At 58.7% G+C, this 24,680-nt stretch carries 19 protein-coding genes; 13 read left to right on the top strand and 6 right to left on the bottom strand.

The genetic code is table 11. The features are described from left to right. The first annotated feature begins 31 nt into the window (after positions 1-31). The 8 genes from EI293_RS13245 (at position 32) to EI293_RS13210 (ending at position 10,821) form a co-directional block, all read left to right on the top strand. Positions 32-2,218, top strand: coding sequence for a peptidase domain-containing ABC transporter (locus EI293_RS13245; RefSeq protein ID WP_125438605.1), 2,187 nt, complete (start codon positions 32-34; stop codon positions 2,216-2,218). A 145-nt stretch (positions 2,219-2,363) separates the two neighbouring features. Next, positions 2,364-3,476, top strand: a complete 1,113-nt coding sequence (locus EI293_RS13240; protein ID WP_125438603.1) for a sensor histidine kinase — start codon at positions 2,364-2,366, stop codon at positions 3,474-3,476. Continuing rightward, the gene (locus EI293_RS13235) at positions 3,477-4,238 is read left to right on the top strand and encodes a LytR/AlgR family response regulator transcription factor (RefSeq protein WP_125438601.1); all 762 of its coding nucleotides are present in this window, start codon (positions 3,477-3,479) and stop codon (positions 4,236-4,238) included. Between the two features lie 396 nt (positions 4,239-4,634). After that, a complete protein-coding gene (locus tag EI293_RS13230; RefSeq protein WP_125438599.1) occupies positions 4,635-5,450 on the top strand; it encodes a septal ring lytic transglycosylase RlpA family protein in 816 nt (271 codons plus the stop codon). 154 nt (positions 5,451-5,604) lie between these two features. Further along, the gene (locus EI293_RS13225; protein WP_125438597.1) at positions 5,605-6,159 is read left to right on the top strand and encodes a hypothetical protein; all 555 of its coding nucleotides are present in this window, start codon (positions 5,605-5,607) and stop codon (positions 6,157-6,159) included. 106 nt (positions 6,160-6,265) lie between these two features. After that, complete coding sequence (locus tag EI293_RS13220) at positions 6,266-8,761, top strand: penicillin acylase family protein (RefSeq protein ID WP_125438595.1); 2,496 nt, start codon at positions 6,266-6,268, stop codon at positions 8,759-8,761. Positions 8,762-8,836: 75 nt separating this feature from the next. Beyond that, positions 8,837-10,429: a TonB family protein gene (locus EI293_RS13215; protein ID WP_125438593.1), complete on the top strand. Its 1,593-nt coding sequence runs from the start codon at positions 8,837-8,839 to the stop codon at positions 10,427-10,429. Between the two features lie 14 nt (positions 10,430-10,443). Beyond that, positions 10,444-10,821 (top strand): hypothetical protein, encoded by a 378-nt coding sequence (locus tag EI293_RS13210; protein WP_125438591.1) that lies wholly within the window; start codon positions 10,444-10,446, stop codon positions 10,819-10,821. A 77-nt stretch (positions 10,822-10,898) separates the two neighbouring features. Here EI293_RS13210 and EI293_RS13205 read toward each other — a convergent pair whose 3' ends face one another. After that, positions 10,899-12,113 carry an alpha/beta hydrolase family protein gene (locus EI293_RS13205; RefSeq protein ID WP_125438589.1) on the bottom strand — a complete coding sequence of 405 codons (1,215 nt, stop codon included), beginning with the start codon at positions 12,111-12,113 and terminating at the stop codon, positions 10,899-10,901. A 187-nt stretch (positions 12,114-12,300) separates the two neighbouring features. Between EI293_RS13205 and EI293_RS13200 the strand changes: the two genes are divergently transcribed. The 3 genes from EI293_RS13200 (at position 12,301) to EI293_RS13190 (ending at position 15,172) form a co-directional block, all read left to right on the top strand. Continuing rightward, positions 12,301-12,720 (top strand): BlaI/MecI/CopY family transcriptional regulator, encoded by a 420-nt coding sequence (locus EI293_RS13200; protein ID WP_125438587.1) that lies wholly within the window; start codon positions 12,301-12,303, stop codon positions 12,718-12,720. After that, positions 12,692-14,008, top strand: a complete 1,317-nt coding sequence (locus EI293_RS13195) for a TonB family protein (RefSeq protein ID WP_125438585.1) — start codon at positions 12,692-12,694, stop codon at positions 14,006-14,008. The genes EI293_RS13200 and EI293_RS13195 overlap by 29 nt, the downstream gene beginning before the upstream one ends. A 219-nt stretch (positions 14,009-14,227) precedes the next feature. Beyond that, positions 14,228-15,172, top strand: a complete 945-nt coding sequence (locus tag EI293_RS13190; protein ID WP_125438583.1) for a hypothetical protein — start codon at positions 14,228-14,230, stop codon at positions 15,170-15,172. A gap of 21 nt (positions 15,173-15,193) precedes the next feature. Here the strand turns inward: EI293_RS13190 and EI293_RS13185 are convergent, their stop codons facing one another. Then, a complete protein-coding gene (locus EI293_RS13185; RefSeq protein ID WP_170170366.1) occupies positions 15,194-17,548 on the bottom strand; it encodes an MG2 domain-containing protein in 2,355 nt (784 codons plus the stop codon). 539 nt (positions 17,549-18,087) lie between these two features. On the opposite strand from EI293_RS13185, the gene EI293_RS13180 reads away from it, so the two are divergent. Continuing rightward, positions 18,088-19,125: a hypothetical protein gene (locus EI293_RS13180; protein ID WP_125438579.1), complete on the top strand. Its 1,038-nt coding sequence runs from the start codon at positions 18,088-18,090 to the stop codon at positions 19,123-19,125. A 202-nt stretch (positions 19,126-19,327) separates the two neighbouring features. On the opposite strand, the gene EI293_RS13175 is transcribed toward EI293_RS13180, so the two are convergent. Continuing rightward, positions 19,328-20,899 (bottom strand): DHA2 family efflux MFS transporter permease subunit, encoded by a 1,572-nt coding sequence (locus EI293_RS13175; protein WP_125438577.1) that lies wholly within the window; start codon positions 20,897-20,899, stop codon positions 19,328-19,330. Positions 20,900-20,988: 89 nt separating this feature from the next. On the opposite strand from EI293_RS13175, the gene EI293_RS13170 reads away from it, so the two are divergent. Next, positions 20,989-21,369 (top strand): four helix bundle protein, encoded by a 381-nt coding sequence (locus EI293_RS13170; RefSeq protein ID WP_246010635.1) that lies wholly within the window; start codon positions 20,989-20,991, stop codon positions 21,367-21,369. Between the two features lie 61 nt (positions 21,370-21,430). Here the strand turns inward: EI293_RS13170 and EI293_RS13165 are convergent, their stop codons facing one another. The 3 genes from EI293_RS13165 to EI293_RS13155 all read right to left on the bottom strand — a co-directional run bounded on the left by EI293_RS13165 (position 21,431) and on the right by EI293_RS13155 (position 24,463). Beyond that, on the bottom strand, positions 21,431-22,537 hold the full coding sequence (locus EI293_RS13165) for an HlyD family secretion protein (protein WP_125438572.1): 1,107 nt from the start codon (positions 22,535-22,537) through the stop codon (positions 21,431-21,433). Positions 22,538-22,614: 77 nt separating this feature from the next. Next, positions 22,615-23,040, bottom strand: coding sequence for a universal stress protein (locus EI293_RS13160; RefSeq protein ID WP_125438569.1), 426 nt, complete (start codon positions 23,038-23,040; stop codon positions 22,615-22,617). Between the two features lie 88 nt (positions 23,041-23,128). Next, positions 23,129-24,463, bottom strand: coding sequence for a TolC family protein (locus EI293_RS13155; protein ID WP_125438567.1), 1,335 nt, complete (start codon positions 24,461-24,463; stop codon positions 23,129-23,131). Between the last annotated feature and the right edge of the window lie 217 nt (positions 24,464-24,680).

Here is a 24,680-nt window from a genome sequence, read left to right as displayed (position 1 = left end):
GGGCCGTTTCTTTCCTTCCTTTTTCGGCTATATGACAACGTTTCCTCATTACCGGCAGCTCGAATCCATGGATTGCGGGCCCACCTGCCTGCGAATGATAGCCCGGTTCTATGGCAAAAACTTCAGCCTTGAAACGCTGCGCCAGAAAACCCGCCACAGCCGCAACGGGGTGTCGCTGCTTGGTATCAGCAAGGCCGCCGAGCAGATTGGCTTCCGGGCCGTGGGGGCCAAAGTGCACTACAAAGACCTGCTCACGGAAGCCAACCTGCCCTGCATTGCCCACTGGGACCAGAACCACTTTGTGGTCATTTATAAGGTAAAGAAAGACCGGGTGTTTGTGGCCGACCCCGGCAAATCATTGCTTTCGTACAGGAAAACGGAGTTTCTGGAGAAGTGGCAGATTGGAGAAGGCGTGAAGGAAGAAGGCATTGTGCTGTTCGTGGAGCCCACGCCGTCCTTCTACTCCGTGGAGGAGGAAATTGACAGCTCCATTGGCGTGGCCAAAATTCTGGCTTACCTGAGCAGCCACAAGCGCCTGTTTCTGCAGCTGTTGGTGGGGTTGCTGGCGGGCGCGTTCCTGCAGAGCCTGCTCCCGTTCCTGACCCAGGCCATTGTGGATATCGGCCTCAACACCCGCGACGTGGAGTTCATCTACATCGTGCTGGCCGGGCAGCTGCTGCTGTCTATCGGGCAAACATCGGTGGAGTTTATTCGGGGCTGGATTCTGCTGCATATCAGTAGTCGCATCAGCATTGCCATCCTCTCCGATTTCCTGATGAAGCTGCTGCGCCTGCCGCTGTCCTTCTTCGATTCGCGCATCACCGGCGACATCATGCAGCGCATCAACGACCAGCGCCGCATCGAGCTGTTTCTGACGGGCACGCTGCTGAACACGCTGTTTTCTATCATCAGCCTGCTGGTGTTCGGGAGCGTGCTGCTGTCGTTCAACAACTCCATCTTCCTGATTTTCATGGGCGGCAGTCTGCTGTATATGGCCTGGGTGACCATCTTCCTGCGCTACCGCAAGAAACTGGACTACAAGCGCTTTGCCATTTCCAGCACCAGCCAGAACAACATCATGCAGCTCATCAGCGGCGTCCACGAAATAAAGCTCAACGACTGCGGCAGCTACAAACTCTGGGAATGGGAGCGAATTCAGGCCAAGCTGTTCAACTACAACACCCAAACCCTTTCGCTGAGCCAGTACCAGCAGTTGGGCGCGTTCTTTATTAACCAGACGAAGAATATTCTCATCATTTTCTATGCGGCGCAGGCCGTTCTGAACGGGACGCTCACCCTGGGCGAAATGCTGGCCATTCAGTTCATTGTGGGCCAGCTGAACCTGCCGGTGGAGCAGCTCATCCAGTTCATGCAAACGGCCCAGGATGCCAAAATCAGCGTGGACCGGCTCAACGACATCCACCGGGTACCCGACGAGGAACCCGAGGACAAATTTCTGATTACCAATCTACCCGACGAGAAATCCATTCACCTGCGCGACGTCAACTTTACCTACCCTGGCGCGGGCAACCACCCCGTGCTGCGCGGCATCGATCTGTACATTCCGCCGGGCAAGGTAACGGCCATTGTGGGCGACAGTGGTAGCGGCAAAACCACCATTCTGAAGCTGCTGCTGAAGATTTACCAGCCCGAAACCGGCAGCATCAGCATGGAGGATACCGATTACAACTCCATTTCCCACACGGCCATCCGCAAGGAGTGCGGCGTAGTGATGCAGGAAGGCTTCATCTTCTCCGATACCATTGCCAACAACATCATGGTGAGCGACGAAAAGAAGGACCTGCCCAAGCTGCTGCACGCCATTCGGGCCGCCAACATTGAGCAGTTCATCAAAGACTCGCCGCTGGGCCTCAACACCAAAATCGGGGCCGAGGGCAACGGTCTGAGCCAGGGCCAGAAGCAGCGGATTTTCATTGCCCGGGCCATTTACAAAGACCCCAGCTTCCTGTTTTTCGATGAGGCCACCAACGCCCTGGATGCCAACAACGAAAAGATTATCATGGAGAACCTGGACCGCTTTTTCGCGGGCCGAACGGTAGTGGTGGTAGCCCACCGGCTAAGCACCGTGAAGAATGCCGACCAAATTGTGGTGCTCAACAAAGGCAAAGTGCAGGAAATCGGCACCCACGAGGATCTGGTCAGCCTGCGGGGCCACTACTATCAGCTGGTACACAACCAGCTGGATTTGGGCAATTAGGTCCGGTTCGCGCAAAAAAACAGGCCGGCGAATTGCCGGCCTATTCGGCTTGGCTGTACAAATTCCCTACATTTCTGCCTGAATGTAAGACCTGAGGTGTGCGGTAATCCGCACACCTCCTTGTGTTTATTCTCTTCCTCTTTTTATGCTGGACCAATCCAAAGGACTTACCGCCATTTTATCCGGTACCAACAGCAACAAGAATATTACCATTCTGCTGCACGTCCTGTTTTGGGTGGTGGCCTACAACTGGTTTGCCTTCCAGGGCCGCTGGCTCAGCGGTGAGGGCCACCCGTTCGTGACGATGATCATCGCGCTGGACAAGAACGTGGTGGTGCTTATCTCCTTCTACCTGATTTCCTACTGCATCGGCCTCAAGCTGCCTACTCCCCAGATCTGGGGGCTGGTGCTGGGCGTGCTCACCCTTGCCCTGATTTGCTACAGCCTACTGGCTTACTATACCTATAACTATATTAATACAACGGTGCCCACCATGCCGCTGTATTTCAAGAACTTGGTGCGTAGCCTTTCCGCGCAGGGCCCCTGGACGTTCCTGCGCGACCCGGAGGTACTCTACTTCCATTTCGAGCAGCTGGTGCTGGCCATTTTCGTCCCGCTTATCATTAAGGCCTTTCGGGCCGCTTTCCAGTCCCGCATCAAGAGTATTGCGCTGGAAAAAGACAATCTGAAGCTGGAGCTCAACTTTCTCCGCTCCCAGATCAATCCGCATTTCCTGTTTAATACCTTGAATAGTGTATATTCACTCATTGAGGACAAGGACCGCACGGCGGCTTCCATCGTCTTTTCCCTCTCCAATATGATGCGCTATGCCCTCTACGACTCCAACACCACGGAGGTAGAGGTAGATAAAGAGCTGGCCTTCATCAAGAACTACATCGAAATTCAAACTATCCGCCACAGTCGGCGCCTGGAAATAGAAATGGACATTTCCCACCAGATTGGCCACCAGAGTATTCCGCCGCTGCTACTTATCAACTTCATCGAGAATGCCATCAAGCACGGCGTGGACAAGCTCATCAAAAAGGCCTGGATTCGGATTAAGGCCTACCGCGACGAAACCGGTGCCTTCTGCTTTTCCGTGGTCAACTCCAAGCCGCCGCAGTCGGGTGAAGAAGTACGGGAGGGCATCGGAATCCGCAATACCCGCCGCCGCCTCAACATTATCTACCCGGCCCTGCACTCGCTGGAGATAAAGCAAAGTGAAACCCAATATGCTGTTCTGTTAAAAATCTGGTAGATGAGCAACCCGTTAGCGTGTGTCATCATTGACGATGAACCCCTGGCCCAGGACCTGATTCTGAAATACGCGGGCCGGCTGGGGTTTCTGGAAGTAGTGGCCGTATTTGATAACGCCATTGAAGCCCTGGGTAAAGTGGAAGAGCTCCGGCCCGACCTCATTTTCCTGGATGTGAACATGCCCGAAATGAACGGCATCGAGTTCCTCAAAACCTTCAATGAGTTCAAGCCCGCCGTTATCCTGACCACCGCCTACTCGGAATATGCCATTCAGGGCTTCGAATACGATGTGGTGGACTTTATCCTGAAGCCTATCACTTTTGATCGGTTTGTGAAGGCGGTAAACAAGGTGCGGGAAAAAGTGCGCCTCAAAATGCCGGTGCCCGCTGCACCTTCCCGGCCTGACTTGCCGCCGGCCGCCGAGCCCGAGCTGACGGACAAGAGCCGCATGCTATTGATTAAGGAGAACAAGCGGTTTCTGAAAGTAGCATTGGCCGAAGTGTTCTTCATTGAAGGCATGAAAGACTACCTGAAAATCCACACCACGGGCAAAGTCATCACCACCCACATGACGATGACGAAAATGGAGGAAATGCTGCACGAAGCCGATTTCCTGCGGGTCAACCGCTCCTACATAGTGCAGAAATCGGCCATCAAAGCCATCAATGGCAACGTCATTGAAATGGCTAATAACACGGAAATACCCATTGGCATCAGCTACCGGGAGATGATCAAAAAGATGACTGACAGCGGGGTATTATAAAGAAGCTGCCGGATAATGAGCTTGTTACGTTGAATTGATCTTCCATTATCAACGTCCACAAGCAAACCGAATAGTAAACCGCCCTCATACTCTTAGCACATTTCCGGGACTTTTGCAACCTACCTTTTACATAGGCAGCCCATGAAAAGCCAAAATTTTTTAAGCGGCGGATAGTCGCATTTCAACAGGTAGGTGGCACCTGTATAAAAAGAGTGCAAAAAGCGTCTCAACGAAACACAATCAACTATTTGAAGCCTGCTCAATCAATAATTTAAATACAATATTTCTTTAAAAAGATCAATTTACACCCGCAGTATCTGGCGTATACGCAACCTGCTTAGACAGTGGTTTGGTGGAGGCTTCTAGATTTGTCGCACTCACCAACCAAGAGACTACATGAAGTTGACTCTACGACTGCATCTCTCGGGCTTGATGATGGGCCTGCTCCTTGTGTTGCTGACGGCCTTCTCGGCCTCGGCGCGCACCCGGCGGGCATGTGATGATGAAAAAGCCCCCGTCGCCGCTAAAAAAGCAACTGTACTGCGTGGCCGCGCCTCCTGGTACGGCCGCGAACATCAAGGAATGCGCACCAGCAATGGCGAGCGGTTCGACCGTAACAAGTACACCTGCGCCCACAAAACCCTGCCCTTCGGCACCAAACTGCGGGTTTCCAACCCTGAAACCGGTAAAGCGGTAGTGGTGCGCGTTACCGACCGGGGCCCATTCCGCCACCAGCGCATTCTGGACCTGGCCGAAGTAGCGGCCCGCCCGCTGGGCATCGTCACGCACGGCGCCGTATCGGTGGTAGCCCAGGTAGTAGATCCATCTACGCCACTCGGCCCGACGGATGTCCCTGAAGATCTGGCCCTGCTGGCCGCCGACTCCACCATCACGGCCGACGTGCACACCAACATTCTGCCAGGCACCACCGAGGCCGCCGACGTAGCCGTTACCCCCGAACCTGCCGCCACCTTCGTGATTCAGGCCGGCACCTTCGGCGACCCGCGCAATGCCCGCGCCGTAATGGACAAAATTCAAAGCGTAGAGCCTAAGCTGCTAGTAACTACCGTGGCTACCACTACCGCCGAGGGCCGCGCCCTGAACCGCGTGGTGGTAGGCCGCTTTGCCACCCAGGCCGAGGCCGATGAAGTACGGCTCCGGCTGGCCCGCGTGGGCGTGGCCGGACTGGTTCGCCAGGGCGAGAACTTATAACGCTCGGATTCAGCCGGATTTTTCGAAGTATACAGATTTGCAAGGAGCACCTCCCGCTGGCGGGAGGTGCTCCTTTTTATATCGTCCCGTCATTCGGCTTTATAATCCTGCGGAATCTATACATCTGACAATACTTCATTCATTAATTAACACCATGCGGGCATCCACTTACCTTCTCACTACCGCCTTATTACTACCCTGCACTACGGCTTTAAGCCAGAGCCTTACGACCAAGGGCACCCGTATGGTGGGCTTCTCCGCAGGCAGTCTGTTCTTTCAGTCGAAAGCCACCACCGCCTCTGTTGATGTGGCGTTTGCGCCAACAGCCGGGCTTTTCTTTGCTGATAACTGGGCCGCAGGCATTGCCCTGCCGCTGGAATATCACGCGTTTCGCTACAAGTTGCAGGACCAGCACAATAATGAGTTGGTGGCGGGGCTGGCTCCCTGGCTGCGGTTCTATATTCCATCTTCAAGCCGGCACCGGGTATTTGCGGAAGCCCAAGTTGGGGCGCTGGTAAATTCCTACTGGGGCCGGCAACCGGTGTACGATCCAACAGGCACACCCCACATGGACCGGTTTAAAGGGCATGACTTTGGCGGCTTTGTGAGTATCGGAGCTGGCTATTCTTATTTCCTGACCCCAAACGTGGCCGTGGAAAGCATGCTGGCCTATCAGCAAGGGGCTTTATCTCCGGCTACGATGGCCTGACATTGAACATCGGCCTGCAGGCCTATCTGGGTCAGTAGGTACGCAGTGACACCCGCCCGAAACCGAAGCATTTGCTACCTTCCGCTCCCGCGAAACTGGTTGACAAATGCTTCGATTTCTTCCGGGCACTCTGGTGCTCCTCGTTACGCTTACTCTCACCTGGGTTCTGAACACCAAGCAGGGCGACGTGCCGCCCGTGGCCCGGCTGCTGAGCCCGTACCGGGGCTTCTGGCAAAACGGCGAGACGCCCGCTGATTTTCCCGAGCAGCAGACGTTGCACCTCGCTGGCCTGCACCAGCCGGTACGGGTGCGGTTTGATGACCGACGGGTGCCCCACATTTTCGCCCAGAACGACCACGACCTGTATTACGCCCAGGGCTACCTCACGGCCCGGGACCGGCTCTGGCAGATGGAGTTTATGACCCGGGTGGCGGCCGGCCGCATTTCGGAAGTGGTAGGCCCCCGAGCGCTGGAGTACGACCGGTTCCAGCGGCGCATGGGCCTGCCCTACGGGGCCGAAAACTCCCTGCGGGCTATGCTAAAAAACGACACCACGCGGCTGGTGCTGGAGTCGTACTCGGCGGGGGTGAATGTCTATATCAGCAGTCTTTCGCCCCGGGAGTATCCGTTTGAGTACAAGCTGCTCGATTACGAGCCCGAGCCCTGGCAGCCGCTCAAGTGCGCGCTGCTGCTGAAGCTGATGGCCTGGGACCTGAGCGGCCGCTCCGACGATTTGCGCCTGAGCAATATCCTGAGCAAGTACGGCCCCAAGGTGACGCAGGACCTGTTTCCGGACTACCCATTCCGCGAAGACCCGATTATACCGGTGGGCACGCCCCTGGATTTCAAGCCGCTACCGGTGCCGGCCACGCCGCCTTCGTTCACGGCGGCCTTGTCGGATAAGGTGCCCGAGCGGGAGCCGGATGCCGAGCTGGGCTCCAACAACTTTGCCGTGGCGGGCAGCCGCTCGGCCTCGGGCCTGCCGCTGCTGGCCAACGACCCGCACTTGCAGCTGAACCTGCCCAGCATCTGGTACCAGGTGCAGCTGCACGCGCCCGGCCAGAACGTGTACGGCGTGACCATTCCGGGCGCGCCGGCCGTGATTATCGGCTTCAACGAGGATGTGGCCTGGGGCGTGACCAACGTGGGCGGCGACGTGCTGGACTGGTACCAGCTCAAGTTCCGGGACAATACGAAGCGCGAATATCGGCACGACGGCCGCTGGAAGCCGGTGCGCCGGGTGGTGGAGCGCATTGTGGTGCGCGGCCTCCCCGACCGCCTCGATACCGTGCTCTACACCCACCACGGCCCCGTGGTGTACGACCACGACGAGAAGCCCTTCAACCCGCAGACGCCCACCCGCCACGCCATGCGCTGGACGGCCCACGAGGGTGCTGACGAAGTACTGGCCTTCGTGAAGCTCAACCACGCCCGCACCTACCAGGATTACGACCGGGCCCTGCGCACCTATGCCTCCCCGGCCCAGAACTTCATCTTCGCCAGCAACCAAAACGACATTGCCATCCGGCCCAACGGCCACTACCCGCTGAAGTGGCCCGAGCAGGGCAAGTTTATTCTGGATGGCACCGATGCCCGCGCCGACTGGCAGGGCTGGATTCCGATGACGCAAACGCCGCGGGTGCAGAACCCGGCCCGGGGCTTCGTATCGTCGGCCAACCAGCATTCCGCCGGCCCCGACTACCCCTACTACATCGGCTGGGACTACGCGCCCTGGGACCGGGGCCACCGCATCAACCAGCAGCTGGCCAAGATGCGCCGCGCCACCGCCGATACGCTGCGCGAGCTGCAGAACGACAACCTAGGCATCAACGCCCAAACCATGCTGCCGTGGATGCTGATGCGGATGGAGGGCAACAAACTGACCGATGACTGCTACGGTATGATGGTGCCGTCCTCGCCGGAACTGTCTGCGACCCGGGTTCTGCAGAAGTGGGATTACCATTATACCACTGATGCTGTGGCCGCCACCATCTTCGAGCTGTGGTATCAGGAGTTGGTGGAACGACTTTGGAAGGATGATTTCAGCAAACAGGCCACCGGGATTGAAATGCGCTACCCATCGCAAGACCGAACAAATCGACTGTTGCTTGCCCAATCGGGTAATCCGGCTACTTGCTTTCAGGAGGGCAGCCCCTGGATTGATGACCGGCGCACGCCCAAGAAGGAAAACGTACACGACCTGCTGACGGCCTCCCTGCACTTTGCCGTGGACTCCCTGACCCGCAAATTTGGGCCATTAGGGCCGAAGTGGGGATGGGCCAACCAGAAAAGCACCGACATCAACCATCTGGCCCAGCTGCCGGGCTTCGGGCACCAGGATATTATATGCGCCGGCAGCCGCGGCACCGTCAATGCCACTACCTCGCGTAACGGCCCCTCCTGGCGCATGGTGGTGGCGCTGGGGCCGCAGGTGAAAGCCTACGGCATTTTCCCCGGCGGGCAAAGCGGCAACCCGGCCTCCCGGTATTATGATGATATGCTGGAAAGCTGGCGCGTGGGCCGTCTGGATGAGCTGGTATTCCTGCGCGCCGCTGATGAAAATCACCCCCGCCTGCAGGCGGCTTGGCGGCTGGAGCAGTAGGGTTCGGCGATACTGGTTCCGTACGTAACTTGCTAGGCTGGCAGCACCCTTTTTACGCTTTATCTCCTCTCTGCAATGTCTTTCTCGTTTATCCGCTCCGCGTGGCCTCGTGTGCTATTGGTAGCTTGTCTTGCCGGAGCCGTAGTGCCTGTTGCGCAGGCTCAGAAATCCGGCAAAAAGTCTGCGGCGGCCCCCATTGCTGCTCCGCCCCGCATCTACAGTCTATATGAAGTGCAGACGAGGCCGGAGTATGCGGAAGGTGAATATGCATTGCGACAATACCTACAGAACCAATTGCGCCGGCCCGCTGCCGTGAAGGCGGGCACGGAGCGGGGTGTGGTAACGGTTAGCTTCGTGGTGCAGCCGGACGGCCGCCTCACCGATGCCTTTGTGGCCCGGGGCCTCAGTGCCGCCAGCAATGCGGAGGCGCTGCGTCTGGTGCAGGCCATGCCCCGCTGGCGTCCCGCCCGCTACCAGGATAAGGCCGTGCCTGTGCAGTACCCAATTTCCATCCCGTTCGAGCCGCCCATGCAGAAAGCCGTTACGGTCCGGGGTGCGCCTGATTTATCGGGCCTGGAGAGTGACCGGCGGGTGGTGGAGGAAGTAGGGGAAAATAAGGTATACACGTACGTGGAGCAGATGCCGGTCTTCCCGGGCGGGCAGTCAGGCCTCATCAATTACATTCAGGCCAGTCTGCGCTACCCCGCCGAGGCTGCGCAGAAACAGGTGGAGGGCAAAGTATTCGTGAAGTTCACGGTGGAGCCCAGCGGTAAAGCCATCAACCCGGAAATCATAAAGGGCCTGGGGGCCGGGTGCGACGAAGAAGTGCTGCGGGTAATCCGGGTACTGCCGCCGTTTGAGCCCGGCAAGCAAAATGGCCGTACCGTGTCAGTATCGTACACGGTGCCGGTTACATTCAGCCTGCAAACCACCCCGGGCGCGCCTGGCGTAACTATTCCGCCGGCTCCTACGCTGCCCAAGCCTGAGGAAAAAGTATACACCTACGTGGAGCAGATGCCCCGCCTGGCCGGCACCACCGAAGCTACCATTGCCTCAGCTTTACAGGCTGGCCTAGTGCTGCCCAAAGAAATAGCCCAGGGCACTACCGAAGGCCGCGTGTTCGTGAGTTTCGTGGTGGGACTGGAGGGCAAAGCCGAAGACGCGAAAGTAGTCCGCTCCTTGTGCCCCGCCTGCGACGCGGCCGCCCTAGCCGCCGTGGCCAGCCTGCCCCGCCTGGAGCCCGGCCGGCAAAACGGCAACATAGTGCGCGTACAGCTTACTCAGGTGCTCCAGCTCTACAGCCCGACCCACGTGTTCGAACCCCGTGAAGCAGCCACACAGGCTACTTTTCCCGGCGGCGGCGTGGCTTTGCGCCAGTACTTCACCGAGAAACTGAAAGAGCCGAAAGTACTGGCTAAAGAAAACCTGCGGGGAGCCGTGGAAGTGCGCTTCGTGGTGCAGGCCGACGGCCGGATTGGGGCAGGCGAGGTAGTGCGCCCCCTGTGCCGCAGCTGCGACGAAGAAGCCCTGCGCCTGGTGCGCGCCATGCCGGTCTGGGCGCCGGCCCGTGACGCTACCGGCCAGCCAATTGCCGTGCGCCAGAGTGTTATTATTCCGATGCCTGCCCCCGAGCTGCCGCGCAAAAACGCCGGAGCCATCGAAGACTGATCCGCCTCAATTGTATGAAATCATTTGGCCTACTTTTCCTGCTGGTTCTGCTTGCCTGCGCACTGGTTCAGCTTTTTCTCCCGTGGTGGATGCTGGTGCCGGTGTGTCTGCTGCTGGCCGCTTGGCGCAACCCATCCGGCGGCCGGGCTTTTGTGGCGGGGCTGCTGGGAGCCGGGTTTAGTTGGTGGCTACCCGCCGCCTGGCTCGCCTCGCACGGAGCCGGCTTGCTGGCCACCCGCGTAGCAATGCTGTTGCCGCTGGGCGGCAGCACGCCCCTGCTGGTACTGGTAAGTGGTTTGTTAGCAGGGATAGTGGGCGGATTGGCCTGCCTGAGCGGAACGTGGCTCCGGCGGGCTGTTGCCCCGAAAGCCGCCCCGCAAAGTTCACTATAGCCACCCCAAAAAAGGCCCCGGCCAGCCCCTACTGCAGTTAGTAGAGGCTGGCCGGGGCTTTTTGCACGCAGCTCTTCCTAGAATTGCGAGATGAACGCAAAGGCCTGCAGCGTGTAGCTGGTAACCGATGAAAAGTGGTTGCCGCCCTGAATTGGGCGCAGTTCCACCTGCATAGCCCCCCGGGCCCGCATGGCCGCGTAGGCATTCTGGGAGTTGAAGTACGGCACGTAGTCATCGGCTGTGCCGTGGAAAAGGGCTACCGGAGCTTTGGGTTTCCAGTCATAGATGTCATTGTCACGCAGGGAAGATGTCAGGGCCGCGTCCGTATCATTCAGCACCTGCTGCCGGAAGCCGGCCGTGAACAGCTGACTGGCCTGGGCCGGCACTTCTCCAAAGGCGTTGGCCTGCAGCTGCGTGGCGTACGGCTCCTGATAGTAAAAGGAAAACGGCCGGTTCAGCTGATATACCCGGTTGTAGGTATCGAGCACCCACACGTAAGTGCTCAGGAAATTCAGCGGCTGCGTGGAGCGCATGATGTACTTCGCAAACTCCGATTTGTGGTAGGCCCCGGCCCCGGGCGCACTGGCCGTTACGGGCAGCTCGGTGGCGTATTTCTCCTCCAAGTACTTGTGCAGGGCCATGGTGGCGTACCCGCCCTCGGAGTAGCCGAGCAGAAAGTTTTTCTGATTCACGCTAATGCTTTCCTTTTTGCAGAACTCCCGGGCCGCCCGCAGCATATCGGCCGAGGCGGAGGCCAGGGAGGCGGCGTGCTCATACGGGTGCGGCAGGGCTTTCGAGGCCCCGTAGCCAATGTAATCGGGAGCCGACACCACGTAGCCCGTAGCCGCCAGCACCGATACCGCCGACCACAACTCACTGCTCTGGCTGTAGTACGACGGCGCCCGATTCTCGTCGTCGGGCCGGATGGTGCCGTGCTGGTAGCTGATAACCGGCAGTGCCGCCGGAGCCACCGGCACCAGCAGCGCCCCGGAGGCCGTTACCAGCTGTCCATCGGTGTTGCGCGTGGTGTACGTGAGGCGGTATACCCGCACCGAATAGCGGGCCAGGGGGCCTACCAACGGAATATCCTGCACGCGGGCGGCCAGCTGGGCCGGCGTGTACTCGCCCAGCAGGGTGCTACCGGTGAGCGTGGTGGCAGGCGGCGTGGCGGCCGGGGTTTCGGTGGGAGACGCGGGCTCGGGGGCACTGCTATTGCAGCCAGGGGCCAGCAGCACCGTGCTCAGCCAGAGCGCGCCCACGGCCGGCAGGCGGCGAAAAAGGGATATCGTCACGAAGAGAAACAGGGTTTGGTGAAGAAGCTGGCCATATAACAGCTGCGGCCGGCGCACCGTTCCCAGCGGCTGCTGGCTGCACCACCCGAACCGACAACCAACCTATTTTTTATTCAGCCAATAAATTAGTTGATAAACTAAAAAAATAGTTATACATTTAACTCACTCATCCGCTACTCCTTACCTTATGCCCGATTCTACTTTCCCCGAACTCACCCGCGCCGAGGAGCAGGTGATGCAGGTGCTCTGGCAGCGCGGCCCCTCCTTCGTGAAGGATGTAGTGCCGGAGCTATCGGAACCCAAGCCGGCCACTACCACCGTGTCCACCATCATCCGCATTCTGGAGCAGAAAGGGTTCGTGGGCCACGAGGCATTCGGGCGTACCCACCGTTACTACGCCCTGGTGGCCCAGGATGCCTATCGGCGCTTCTCGCTGGGCAAGCTATTGGGCGGCTACTTCGGTGGCTCATTTTCGCGGCTGGTGTCCTTTTTCGCCAAAGAAGAGGACCTGACCGCTCCGCAGCTGGAAGAACTCCTCCGTCACGCGCAAATCCCCCCTTCCCCCGATGCCGCTACTGATGCTGCCCCCGACGAGCACCCTTCTTAGCTGGCTGGGACAAAGCACTCTGCTGCTGGGCTTGGCGTGGCTATTCTACCGCCAGCTGCTGCGCCAAGAACGGTGCTTCAGTTACAACCGTCGGTTTCTGCTGCTGGCGCCCTGGGCGGCTATATTGCTGCCGCCTTTTCTGGTGCTGCTGGCGCCCTGGCTGCCTACCTGGCAGGCGGCACCGGCCGTGGCGCAGCTGCTTTATAGCCGTGTGCTACCGGTTATTACGATTTCAGCCGATGGCGGGGCAGTAACCGGACCGGTAGCTTGGCTGCCGCTGCTCTACGGGCTGGGCGTGGGGCTGGGACTGAGCCGGCTACTCGGGCAGGTGTTGCACCTCTGGCTGACGACGCGCCGCTGGCCCCGCCACCTGCGGCCGGGTTACACGCTGGTGCTCACGGGCGGGCTGCGGCCCACCGGCTCGTTTGGCCGCTGGGTGTTCTGGGACGATACCGCCGTGCTTACTGAGGCCGAGGCCGCCCAGGTACTGCGCCACGAGGTAGCCCACGCCCGGCAGGGCCACACCACCGGGCGGCTGGCCCTGGAAGTGGCCCGGGTGCTGCTCTGGCCCTGCCCGTTCGTGCACCTGTTCCCGCCGGCCCTGGAGCTGACCCACGAGTTTCTGGCCGATGAGGCCGCCATCCGGCCCGACCCCACCACGCGCCCAACGTCCGGTACCACCGAAAACTACGCCGCCCTGCTGGCCCGCGCCGCCCTCCGCCAACTCCATCCCGATTTACCGCTTACTCATTCGTTTACCCAATCCTTCACCCTTACCCGTATCCGTATGCTTACCTCCCATTCCCCGGTCCGGCGCTGGAAACAGCGGCTGGCCCTCCCCCTGAGCTTGGCCCTGCTGGGGCTGCTGGCGTGTGAAAAAGCCGTTGAGCTGCCACCGCCGCCGCCGCCGGCTTTGCCGACCAATGCCCAGCTCGCCCCGCCGCCCCCACCACCCGCGCTTCTAACCCAGGAGCAAGGTCCGGGCTACCCAGGTGGCCAGACCCAGTTGATGGCCGATATTTTTAAGCTTGTGAAGTACCCGGCCGTAGCCAAAGACGCGAAAGTAGCCGGCAGCGTGTTCGTGCAGTTCATTGTAAGTGAGCAGGGGCTGATCCGGAACGCCACCGTAGTGAAGGCTCCCAAAGGCCCGGCTGCCGCCGTAGCAGCCCTGAAAGCGGAAGCCCTGACGGCCGTGAATAACCTACCAGGCCGCTGGACACCTTGCCAGCGCAACGGCCAGCTAATAGAAACCCGTTATACTATTCCTATTTCGTTTGCTCTGAAATAAGCCTATGCACTATTGCTTAGCAAAACCGCTGTTCACTGTTAAGTGGGCAGCGGTTTTTGGCTTCGGACCGTATATTAGCATTGAGCGCCTAGCAGTTCAGGACCGCTCAGGATGGTGGATACAGTGGAGCTCCGTGGGAGCCGCTGCTTGTTTTATGCTGTGATGCGGAAGAAAAAGGGAGATAATCCCGTTGCGTGGTTAGGTTGGGTGTTGATCGTAATGAACCTGTTGAGTGGTGCGCTGAGCGGCTGCGACTCTGGTGCACGACGGCGAACGGCCGACTCAGCCCCCACGCCTGCCGAGCTGGCCCGCCGCCGGCAGCAACTCCTGTTACAAGATTCTTTGCTGGTCGATTCCGTAGCCCGCGTTGGGGGACAGCTGCCGGGTGCCGTGCTGCCGGGCAGTCGCATTGTGGCTTTCTATGGCAACCCATTGCACAAGAAAATGGGGATTCTGGGCCAATATCCCAAGGACGAGATGCTGCGCCGCCTGCGCCTGGAAACCGCCGCCTGGCAGCGCGCCGACAGCCTGCCGGTACTGCCGGCCCTGCACATGACCGCCATCATTGCCCAGCGCGACTCCGGGGCCGATGGCAAGTACCGCCTGCCCCTGCCAGACAGTACCATTCGCCGGGTTATTGCGTGGGGCCAGGAGCACAACGCCCTGGTATTCCTGGATGTGCAGGTAGGCCTGAGTGATTTGCAGCACGAGTTGCCGCCGCTGGCCAAATACCTGCGCCTGCCCTTCGTGCATCTGGGCATCGACCCGGAGTTTTCCATGAAATCGGGGCGGCGGCCGGGTACGGAGGTAGGCGAGTTCGACGCGGCCGATATCAACTACGCCCGCGAGTTTCTGGCCCGCTTGGTGAGCGAAAACCGACTGCCGCCCAAGGTGCTGGTGGTACACCGCTTCCGCCAGGATATGGTGACCAACTACCAGAACATTCAGCTGGACCCGCGCGTGCAGATTGTGATGCACATGGATGGCTGGGGCACGCCCGGCATCAAGCGCAGCTCCTACCGCAAATTCATCAAGAAAGAACCCGTGGAGTACACCGGCTTCAAGCTGTTCTACCGCCAGGACCAGCGCCCCGGCTCCCGCCTTATGACGCCCCGGGAGGTCGTCAGCCTCACGCCTGAGCCGCTGTATATTCAGTACCAGTAACCGATAAAAAAGGGGCAGCTTCTATCGGGTACACGTAATCTGTCCGACACCTTGAACCGGCTGCCCCCCTGCTGTCATACCTTCAACCGTAACCCGATATTCTCCCGGGGCATCTGAAGTATAAAACGAAAGGGTAGCTTGCCCCGTAGCGTCTGTCTGAACAGTTGGATTCCACGACAAAGTAGTATGACGCGGGTCAGGCTGATTTTTTGTTTTGGCATCAGCAAAGCGCGGGGTGTAGAACTCCCGGCCTTTGTAATAGCCTGGAAAGCTTATCGTCAGCATCCCTTTGTCACCTTCCTTGGTTTTGTAGCTTTCTGAATACCTATGTGTTAAAGCATTTCTTGAGAATATACTAATAACTCCACCAGCGCCAATACTACCGAATATAGCTACATTATTACCGCTCAAAACATCAATACTTTCTACCTCACTCATGGATGTTTTGTTTGCGCCAGAGGTGGGAATTCCATCCAGTAGGTATAAGGGTGGCGCTTGGTTCGGGCGTAAGATAACTCGTCCTTGTAAAAATTCTTCTACCGTTAAAAGTGCTCTGTTCGATTCAGGCATATCAGCTACCCGAAATTCCTTCACATTTGCCAGGGAGTACGGCCGAGGAAGACTATTGAGTGGTGACGGTGTAGAACCTGACTTCTTCGCTTTAACCCTTATGTTACCTAACGCAATTGTTTTTACAGCATTGGGATGGAGCTGGCTTTCCGCAACCTGCTGGCGTTGACTAAGACGTATGTAGTCGCTTACTGTTGCCGAAGGCATTGCGGGTAATGGGGCCAATATAACTCCTGCGGTAGTTGGAGGCGGAGTTAGGCGGATAAACAGGTTGCGCTTGTTTTCAGGAGTGCGGGCTTGCAGTGCAATTTTAGCAGTATCCGTACCCTTCAGGCCTTCAAATAAGAACAGGCCTTCCTTGTCGGTTTCTGCGGTGTAAAATGCCTTATCCGGCTGCGCCTGCAAGTAGGTCAGCCGAGTGGCAGGTGCCGGCTTGCGGGCGGCGGTCAGTACCTGCCCGCCCAGCGTCAGGCCCTGCTCCAGCGCAAACTCAGCTGGGGGTAGCGTACCGGCCAGCTGTTTTTTCCACACGAACCGGCGCCAGCCCTGGGTTAGCAATAAGTCATTGAGGGCTTGCCGGGTAGCGGGTTGCTGATCCTGCAAGTAATAGGCCGCATCCTCCACGTACCCACCCAAATCGGAAGTGAGTAGCAAATGTGACGTAATCGTTGCGCCTTCTCCTGGCTGCCCTTGCAGAGCGGCTACTGCCACCGACACGTTGGCGCTGACCGGCTGCCCACCAGCTCCGCTGGTTTCAATACGCAGCTTCACGGGTTCCCGCGGACCGTACGCCTGTTTATCGGTCGCAATGCGCACACGTACCGGCTCGGTTTCCGGCGTGAAAACCAGCCGCTCGCATTGCGGCTCGTTGCGCGCATCAAACAGCGTAAAATGCGCTATGCCGGCCGGAAATTTGCTTTTCGGGATTCTGGTTATAAATGCCTCGTTGCCGTTTACCGGCGTTTGTCCGGTATACACAACCGCACCCCGCACGTGCGCCAGCAGAACAGCAGTGCTCTGGGATGGTTCGGCAGCAGACGCCCGCCGCCGAATGATGGCCATATAATATTCCTGCGTTTCCGTTACGCGCAGCAGCCAGCCAGATGGCTGACTGCGGGGCAGCGGATAGGTAGCGCGCCGGCCGTCAGGCAGCGTCACCTCCGCCTCGTAGCGCTGCCCTGACTGCGGAATCAGCCGGAAAGAGCCCATGCCCGCGTGCCGGCTCGTAAAAGTCGTGACGACGGTTCCATCCGCCGTCATAACCTTACCCTGGCTGCTTACGCCGCGTCCTGTTTCATCTACCACCTTAAACCCCACCTCGCTTTCCAGCTCATCCACCAGGTTTCCGCCTTCCGGGAAGAACTGTACATCAACATCAGCCGCCACCGCTTTACTACTCCCTTTCGACTTTTGCGGGCGAGTTGCTGGCCCTTCGTCCGAAGAAGGCGCGGCAGCTCCCCAGATAGCAAGCTGATGCGAGTAAAAAAAATCCTCTCCCGCGTTGCGCATCCAGTTGGTGTAGGCGCGCACCAGATAATGGCCCGGTTGCAGCGTATCGGGCAAAGCAAAATCACCAGTAGCCAAGCCATTTTGCAGCCGAAGAGTACGCCGGAATACGATCTGCTTTTTCTCAGAAACCATATCCACATACAGCACTTTGCTCAGCGTATCAGCCCGGTGCGAATCGGCCATTACGGCGTATGCTTTAAACCAAACCGTTTCGCCGGTTGCGTAGAAGGGCTTATCAAACTGGATATATACTTTTTCCGGAAGCGTACGCGCATAAAAAAGCTGCAGCCCCTGCACTATTCTCTGAATAGCGTCATCTGCCGGGTACCGAAAGGCCAGCAATGAGGCGGTTATAACGAGGCCAGTAGCTAGCACTACTGAGCGAATGGAAGCGTATCGGGTTGGTATCATATGAAATGGTGAATACAGCACGTTGCTAATGATGGCGCAACAACTTTGCCACGAAATATATACCTGCCCGTTACGCATCAGTCCTGCTACATGCGCAACGGGCAGGTACAGGCCACCTATCCGGACCTGCTTGCCCGGTAGGTAATGATGCCTATCGGGCAAGCAGGCCCCGGCGCAACATGCAGCAACCCACCGGCCCGAACCGAATACGGCAGGCTAATCTGCAAGATTAAGAATCGTAAATCATTGGCGAATAAGTAGATAATAAGAACGACTCCGGAAATCACTCTCGCACAAAACACACCACAGGCCGTTTCCGCGCTACTGTTCAGCTACTGCTCCGGCAACCCTTACTTAGTCCGTATGGGTCAGACGAAAACGCGTACCTTCGTTTTTGTTTCCCGACCTCAATCCGTTTCCTTTCAGTGTCTTATTTTCAGACTTTCACCCGCCTGACGGCCCCCGCGCTGGCTACCCTGGGCCTCGCCTTTACCCTCACCACGCTGCCCGGCTGCGGCTCCCGCTCCGGCACCGACTCGGAAAACGCCGCCGTTGTGGCCGATACCACCAAACCCGTGGTGATTGACACGGTGAAGCTGAAAATGGAAGCTATGCGCCGCGACTCGCTCAAGGCCGATTCCATTGCCAAGAAGAACGGCCAGCTGCCGGGTGCTATTCTGCCGGGTCACCGCATTATTGCCTTCTATGGCAATATCCGCTCGAAGGGCATGGGTATTCTGGGCCGGGAGCCCAAGGAGCAGATGTTCCGCAAGTTTGAGGGCGTGCTGAAGGAGTGGCAGGCCGCCGACCCCAGCATTCCGGTGCAGGCCGCCTTGCACAACGTGACCATCACGGCCCAGGGCACGGCCGGCAAGGATGGCAAATGGCGTCTGATGAACTCCAAAGCCACCATTGAGGAAGTCCTCAGCTGGGCCAAGGAGCACAACTGCCTGCTGTTTCTGGACGTGCAGCCGGGCCACAGCACCCTGCAGGCCGAGCTGCCCAAGCTGGAGCAGTACCTGAAAGACCCCATCGTGCACCTGGGCATAGACCCCGAGTTTTCGCTCTCCACCATGCCCGGCGTGCGCCCCAACCAGAAAATCGGGACGCTGGATGCCAAGGACGTGAACTTCACGGTGAACTTCTTGGCCCGCATCGTGAGCGAAAACAAGCTCCCGCCCAAAGTGCTGACCGTCCACCGCTTCACCCGGAAGATGATCAGCAACTACAAGAACATCAAACTGGACCCGCGCGTGCAGATTGTGATGCACATGGACGGCCACGGCGAGCCCACCCTGAAAAAGGACTCCTACAAAGCCTACATCCAGAATGAGCCCGTGCAGTACACCGGCTTCAAGCTGTTCTATGAGTACGATGCCCGCCCCAAGCCCCACCACATCATGACCGCCAAGGAGGTCCTGGCCGAACTCACTCCCAAGCCGCTGTATATTCAGTATCAGTAGGTAGTAAGGTGTGGGGGTAAGAGGTTATGCCGGCAGGAGTTATTACTCCTGAATCGTTGTACTCAGATTACTCGGTCAACCTGCTTTACAAGGACGAAACAACGCCCCAACCGGATTCCGGCTGGGGCGTTGCACGTTCATACAGGCTCTTATCTAAAAGCAACTCCTAAACTCATCCCCTCCTACCCCCATACCCTACCGCTTAGTGCGCGGCGTTCAGGTCGACTTTTTCGCCGGGCTTGGCGCGCTGGATGAGGAACATCAGCGGCAGACAGAGCAGGAAGAAGCCCCCGATCATTAGGAAGGTCTGGCCGTAGGTGATGATGGAGGTCTGCTTCATGATCATGCCGCTGAGGGCGGCGTAGGCCTGCTGCTGGGCATCGAGGAAGCTGGCTCCCTTGCTCATGAAGCTGGCCGTGAGCCCCTGGATGCGCTGCTGGGTTTCGGGGTCGTAGAGCGACACGTTGGAGGCCACGCCCACCCGGTTCTGGGCAATGGAGCGCTCCAGGTAGGTGCCCACCAGCGCCACCCCGAACGAGCCGCCGAGCTGGCGGATCATGCCGGTGAGGCCGGCAGCCTGGCCCGCATCCTTGCCACTGATGCCGCTGAGCGACATAGTGGTAATGGGCAGGAACAGCAAAGCCAGACCGAACCCGCGCAGCAGCAGCGGCCAGAAGAAGTCACTCTCGCCGGCCGTGGGCGAAATCTGGGTGCTCATCCAGAAGGAGAACAAAAAGAAGGTGATGAAGCCCACTGGCAGAATGTATTTCTGCGGCACGCCACCCTGAATCATCTTGCCCACCACCGGCATCATAAAGCCCGAAAGCAACGCCCCCGGCAGCAGAATGTAGCCGGTTTGTTCGGCCGTGAAGCCCAGAATCCGCTGGCAGAAAATCGGGAAGACGAACACCGAGGCGAACAGCCCGAACCCGAGAATAAACGACAGGAACGCCCCAATGGCCAGGTTGCGGCTGCGCGTGAGCACCCGCAGATCCACGATGGGCTGCTTGGCCGTCAGCTCGCGCCAGATGAAGCCCACCACGCCGATTACCGACATCAGGGTGAAGAAGTTGATGTACAGGCTCTCGAACCAGTCTTCGGTTTCGCCCTGCTCCAGCACCAGCTGCAACGAGCCCACGCCCAGAATCAGCAGGAAAATCCCCAGCCAGTCGATTTCGCGCAACGGGCGCGGAATGGCATTTTTGATGCGCTCCGGGTCGCGGATGAACAGCACCGTGAAGATGGAAGCGAGAATACCCACTGGCACGTTCACGTAAAAAATCCAGGGCCAGGTGTAGTTGGTCACAATCCAGCCGCCGAGCGTGGGACCGATGGTGGGACCGATAATCACGCCCATCCCGAAGAGAGCCTGACCCAAAGCCAGCTGCTTGGGTGGGAAGGTATCAATCAGGATAGCCTGGGAGGTAGCCATGAGCGCCCCGCCACCAACGCCCTGAATGAAGCGGAAGGCTACCAGTTCCCAGATGTTGGTACTCTGCCCGCAGGCCATGGAGGCCAGCGTAAACAGAATCACGGAGAACAGGTAGTAGTTGCGGCGGCCGAACTGCTCGGCCAGAAAGCCTGTCATCGGAATCACGATGACGTTGGCAATGCCGTAGGAGGCCACCACCCAGCTAACTTCCTGCTGCGTGGCCGAGAGGTTGCCCATCATCTGGGTCAGGGCCACGTTTACGATGCTGGTATCAATGAGCTCCAGCAAGCAGCACATCACCACCGTAATGACGATGATCCACTTGGTAAATCCGGTTTCCACGCTGATATAGGGTATGAGGGTGTGAGGGTAAGCGGGTAGGAGTTGTTTTCTTTGGAGAGAATCAATTCCTACCCACTATGCCGAACAGTGTGTCAAATTTTGACTTCGCCGAGGAGTTTCGGCAGCGCACCAAGACGTTTGCGTTGCGCATTATGAAGCTGGCAGACCGATTTCCGAAGGAGCCCTCCTGTCGGGTTGCGGGCTTGCAGCTTTTGCGGTCCGGGACTTCCGTAGCCGCCAATTATCGGGCAGCTTGCCGGGCACGCTCCGAACGGGAGTTCAACGCCAAGCTGCACATTGCCCTTGAAGAAGCCGACGAAGCGGTGCTGTGGCTGGAGCTTTTGAGCGAAGGGAGCTCACTACCTACCGGCAAACTGGACGATCTGCTGTCAGAAGCCCGCGCTATTATGTCCATCCTCGGAAAAGCCGAAAAGACGGTCCGGGATAAACTAAAACAGACCGATAGATAAAGCGGGTGAAAATGTCTGACGCAGGAAAACTCCTACTCTCAAACCCTCTCACCCTCCTACACTACTTGACCTTCACCGTTGCTACCACGCTCATCCCGGCGCGCAGAGGGTGTTCGGGGTCAGTTTTGGTCAGGGTGATTTTGACGGGCACGCGCTGGGTTACTTTCACGAAGTTGCCCGAGGCGTTATCGGGGGGCAGCAGGGCGAAGCGGGCGCCGGTAGCAGCTGAGAGAGACTCGATTTTGCCTTCAAACTCCTCGTTCGGGTAGGCATCCACTTCTACCGTTACCGGCTGGCCCACGCGCATGTTTTCCAGCTGGGTTTCCTTGAAGTTGGCAATAACCCAGGTGTTGCCGCTGGCCACAATGCCCATCAGCTGCTGGTTGGGGCCCACCACCTGGCCGGGCTGCACGTTCTTCTTGCTCACGATGCCGTTACCAGGTGCCACAATAGTCGTGTAGCTCAGCTGAAGTTTGGCATTGTCGAGGTCGGCCTGACGCTGCTTCACTACGGCTTCTGCCACTGCTACCTGCTGCTGGGCGGCTGCTACCTGCTGCTGGGCCACTTTTACCTGCTGCTGGGCCGTAGCGCGCTGGGCGCTGGTCGATTTCAGGTTGGCCTGCACGGCATCGTACTCACTCTGCGGAATGATATCCTCCTTGCGCAGAAACTGGCTGCGCTTCAGATCTTTTTCGAGGCGGGACCGGGTGGCATCACTCACGCCAATGGCCGACTGGGCCGAGCTGACGTTGGCCGAGGCCGTACCCACGGCGGCGCGGGCGGCTACCACGTTGGCCTGGGCGGCGGCCAGGGCCGCTTCGGCGGCATTCACGCGCTGCTGCTGGTCGGCGGGGTCCACAGTCACCAGCACATCACCTTTTTTCACGGGCTGGTTGTCTTCCACCTTCACTTCCAGCACCGGGCCCGAAACGCGGGGCAGAATCGGGTACACGTCGCCTTCCACCTGGGCATCGTCGGTTTCCTCGTGGGCCTGGCCGAACTGATAGCGCTGCCAGCCAAAGTAACCGCCTACCAGCAGCACAAGGGCCAGAATAATCATGATAATCGGGCGCTTGGAGCGGCCCTCGGGTTGCTCGTCCGCTACCGGCTCGTAAGCTCCGGATTGCGTAGGCGCTACGGCCGAATCGTGTTGAACGGGAGTTGCCATATGGGTACTTGGTTGTTCGGGTTTCAAGAGAAGGGAAGGACGTAGCCAATGGTCAGCGGCCACGTAATCAGAAGGATTTACGCCGATTGGCGGTAGGCGTTGGGAGAGCCGGGCTTTACCAGCAGCGTCACGCACGAGGCGGTGCGCACGACGGTTTCGGCGGTACTGCCCATCAGAAAGCGCGTGAGGCCCGTCTGGCCGTGCGCGCCAATAACAATGATGTCGGCGGGGTAGCGGCGGGCTTCGGCCACAATTTCCTGCGCCGCATTGCCCTGAATAACCGCCGTGGTGACCTGCGCGCCGGCCTGCTGGGCCGCTTCATGATGCCGGGCCAGCCGTCGCGCCAACTCCACGTCGTTCACCGGGGCCGTAGCGGCCGCCGGGCCGGGTTCCAGCACATGCAGCAGCCGCAGTGTTGCTCCCGTGCCCGCCGCCAGCGCCGCCGAATACGTGACCAGCGCCTCCGTCGCGGCGGAAAAGTCAATCGGACACAGGATGGTCATGATGGTGAATGGTGAAATGGTGAGTTTAATCGGCTAGTGGAATAATGACTTTCAGTGAACATCAACTCACTATTTCACCATCTCACCGCTACCAAATCTGCTCGCCGGTGGCGCGGCGGAGCTGGTACTGGCCGAGGGTGTAGTTGTAGATAGACTGCAGGCGCGAGAGGCGCGACTGGGCCAGCTGGGTTTCGGCGTCGAGGACGTCCAGGTTGTTGCCTACCCCGTAGCGGTAGCGGGCTTTGGCGCGGGTCAGCGCGTCGGCCGCCTGCCCAATCTGCACCTGGGAGTTATCGTAGCGCGCGGTGCTGGTTTGCATGGTATTCACAGCCTGCAACACATCGGCACGGATTTGCTCCTGCGTATCCTGGGAGCGGGCCTGCGCGCCTTTAATAGCCGACTGGGCCGTGGCGCGCTGATACTTGTTCTTATCCCCATCGTAAATCGGGATGTTGAGCTGGGCCCCGGCTACCGTATTGAAGCGGAACCGCTCCAGATTCGGCACGATGTAGCCGTTTTTGCCGCCCGCCTGCGCCAGCACGCTCAGCGTGGGCTTGTTGCTGGTTTCGGTGATGCGCAGCTGCGCGGCGGCAGCCTCTTCCGCATCCTTGGCCAGCTTCACCTCGGGCCGGTTTTCAGCGCCTTTCGCCAACGCATCCTGCACATTTACGGCCTGCGGGTTGTACTCGAAGCGGCCGCGCACCGCAACCACTTCCGACTCGGGACGGTGCAGCAGGCGGGCCAGCTGAATCTCCTGGTTACGGAGCTGGCTCTGGAGGTCGATTTTACGGTCCAGGGCCTGAGCAATGCGTACCTGCGTCGTCGTCACGTCGAAGTTGGTGCTTACGCCGCCTTCTACCCGCTTCGCCATTTCCCGCTCGTGCTGGCGCAACGAGGCAATCTGCGCATCCTGCACCCGAATGGCTTCGCGGGCAAACAGAATGCTGTAGTAGCTCTGGGCGGCGGCATAAGCCAGGTCGCGGCGGGTGACGTTGATCTGGTCGGTGGCCGCGAGGGTCCGCAGCTTGGCCGCGTTGATGGCTGCGTTGGCCCGCCCAAAATCGAGCAGCGTGTAGCGGGCCGTTACGTGGGTATCGTAGTTGTTGGCCGGTGCCAGCTGAAACGTGGCATCGCCCAGCGGAATTTTCACTACCGGATCAATGCGGGTGTAGCTGGCTGTGCCGTCTACCGTTGGGCGCAGGTAAGTGCGCGTTTCATCCAGACGACTCTGGGCCTGGTTTACTTCCTCCTGCAGGGCGTTGATGGCCGGGTTGGCATCCAGCACCGAGCGGACAGTAGTTTCCAGCGACAGAGAGTCGCCGGCAGTAGCAGCGGCAATGGGCACCTGGGCCTGGGCCGCGCTGGCCGTGAGCAACCCCAGAGTTGCCAGCAAAGGCACGGCGTAGTATGGTCGGAAAAGCATAGAAAAAGCAGCTTATGAGTATCCACCTTTTACCTAACCTCGTGCCAACCCGTTAAAATCATTTTAATGCCTATGCAAAACCGCGCCCATTCACTCCAATAGCAGAAAATAATTCCAACAGCACAAATATTCAATTAACCCTATAAAAATATTTATTCCTCAAATAGCAGGATATCCTGTATTTTTATCCTGCTATTTGAGGAATAAATAATTCCTG

It is taken from the genome of Hymenobacter perfusus (genome assembly GCF_003944765.1).
Classification (GTDB): domain Bacteria; phylum Bacteroidota; class Bacteroidia; order Cytophagales; family Hymenobacteraceae; genus Hymenobacter; species Hymenobacter perfusus.
Note: the sequence above shows the minus strand (reverse complement) of the source record. Positions and strands in the feature narration are given on the sequence as shown.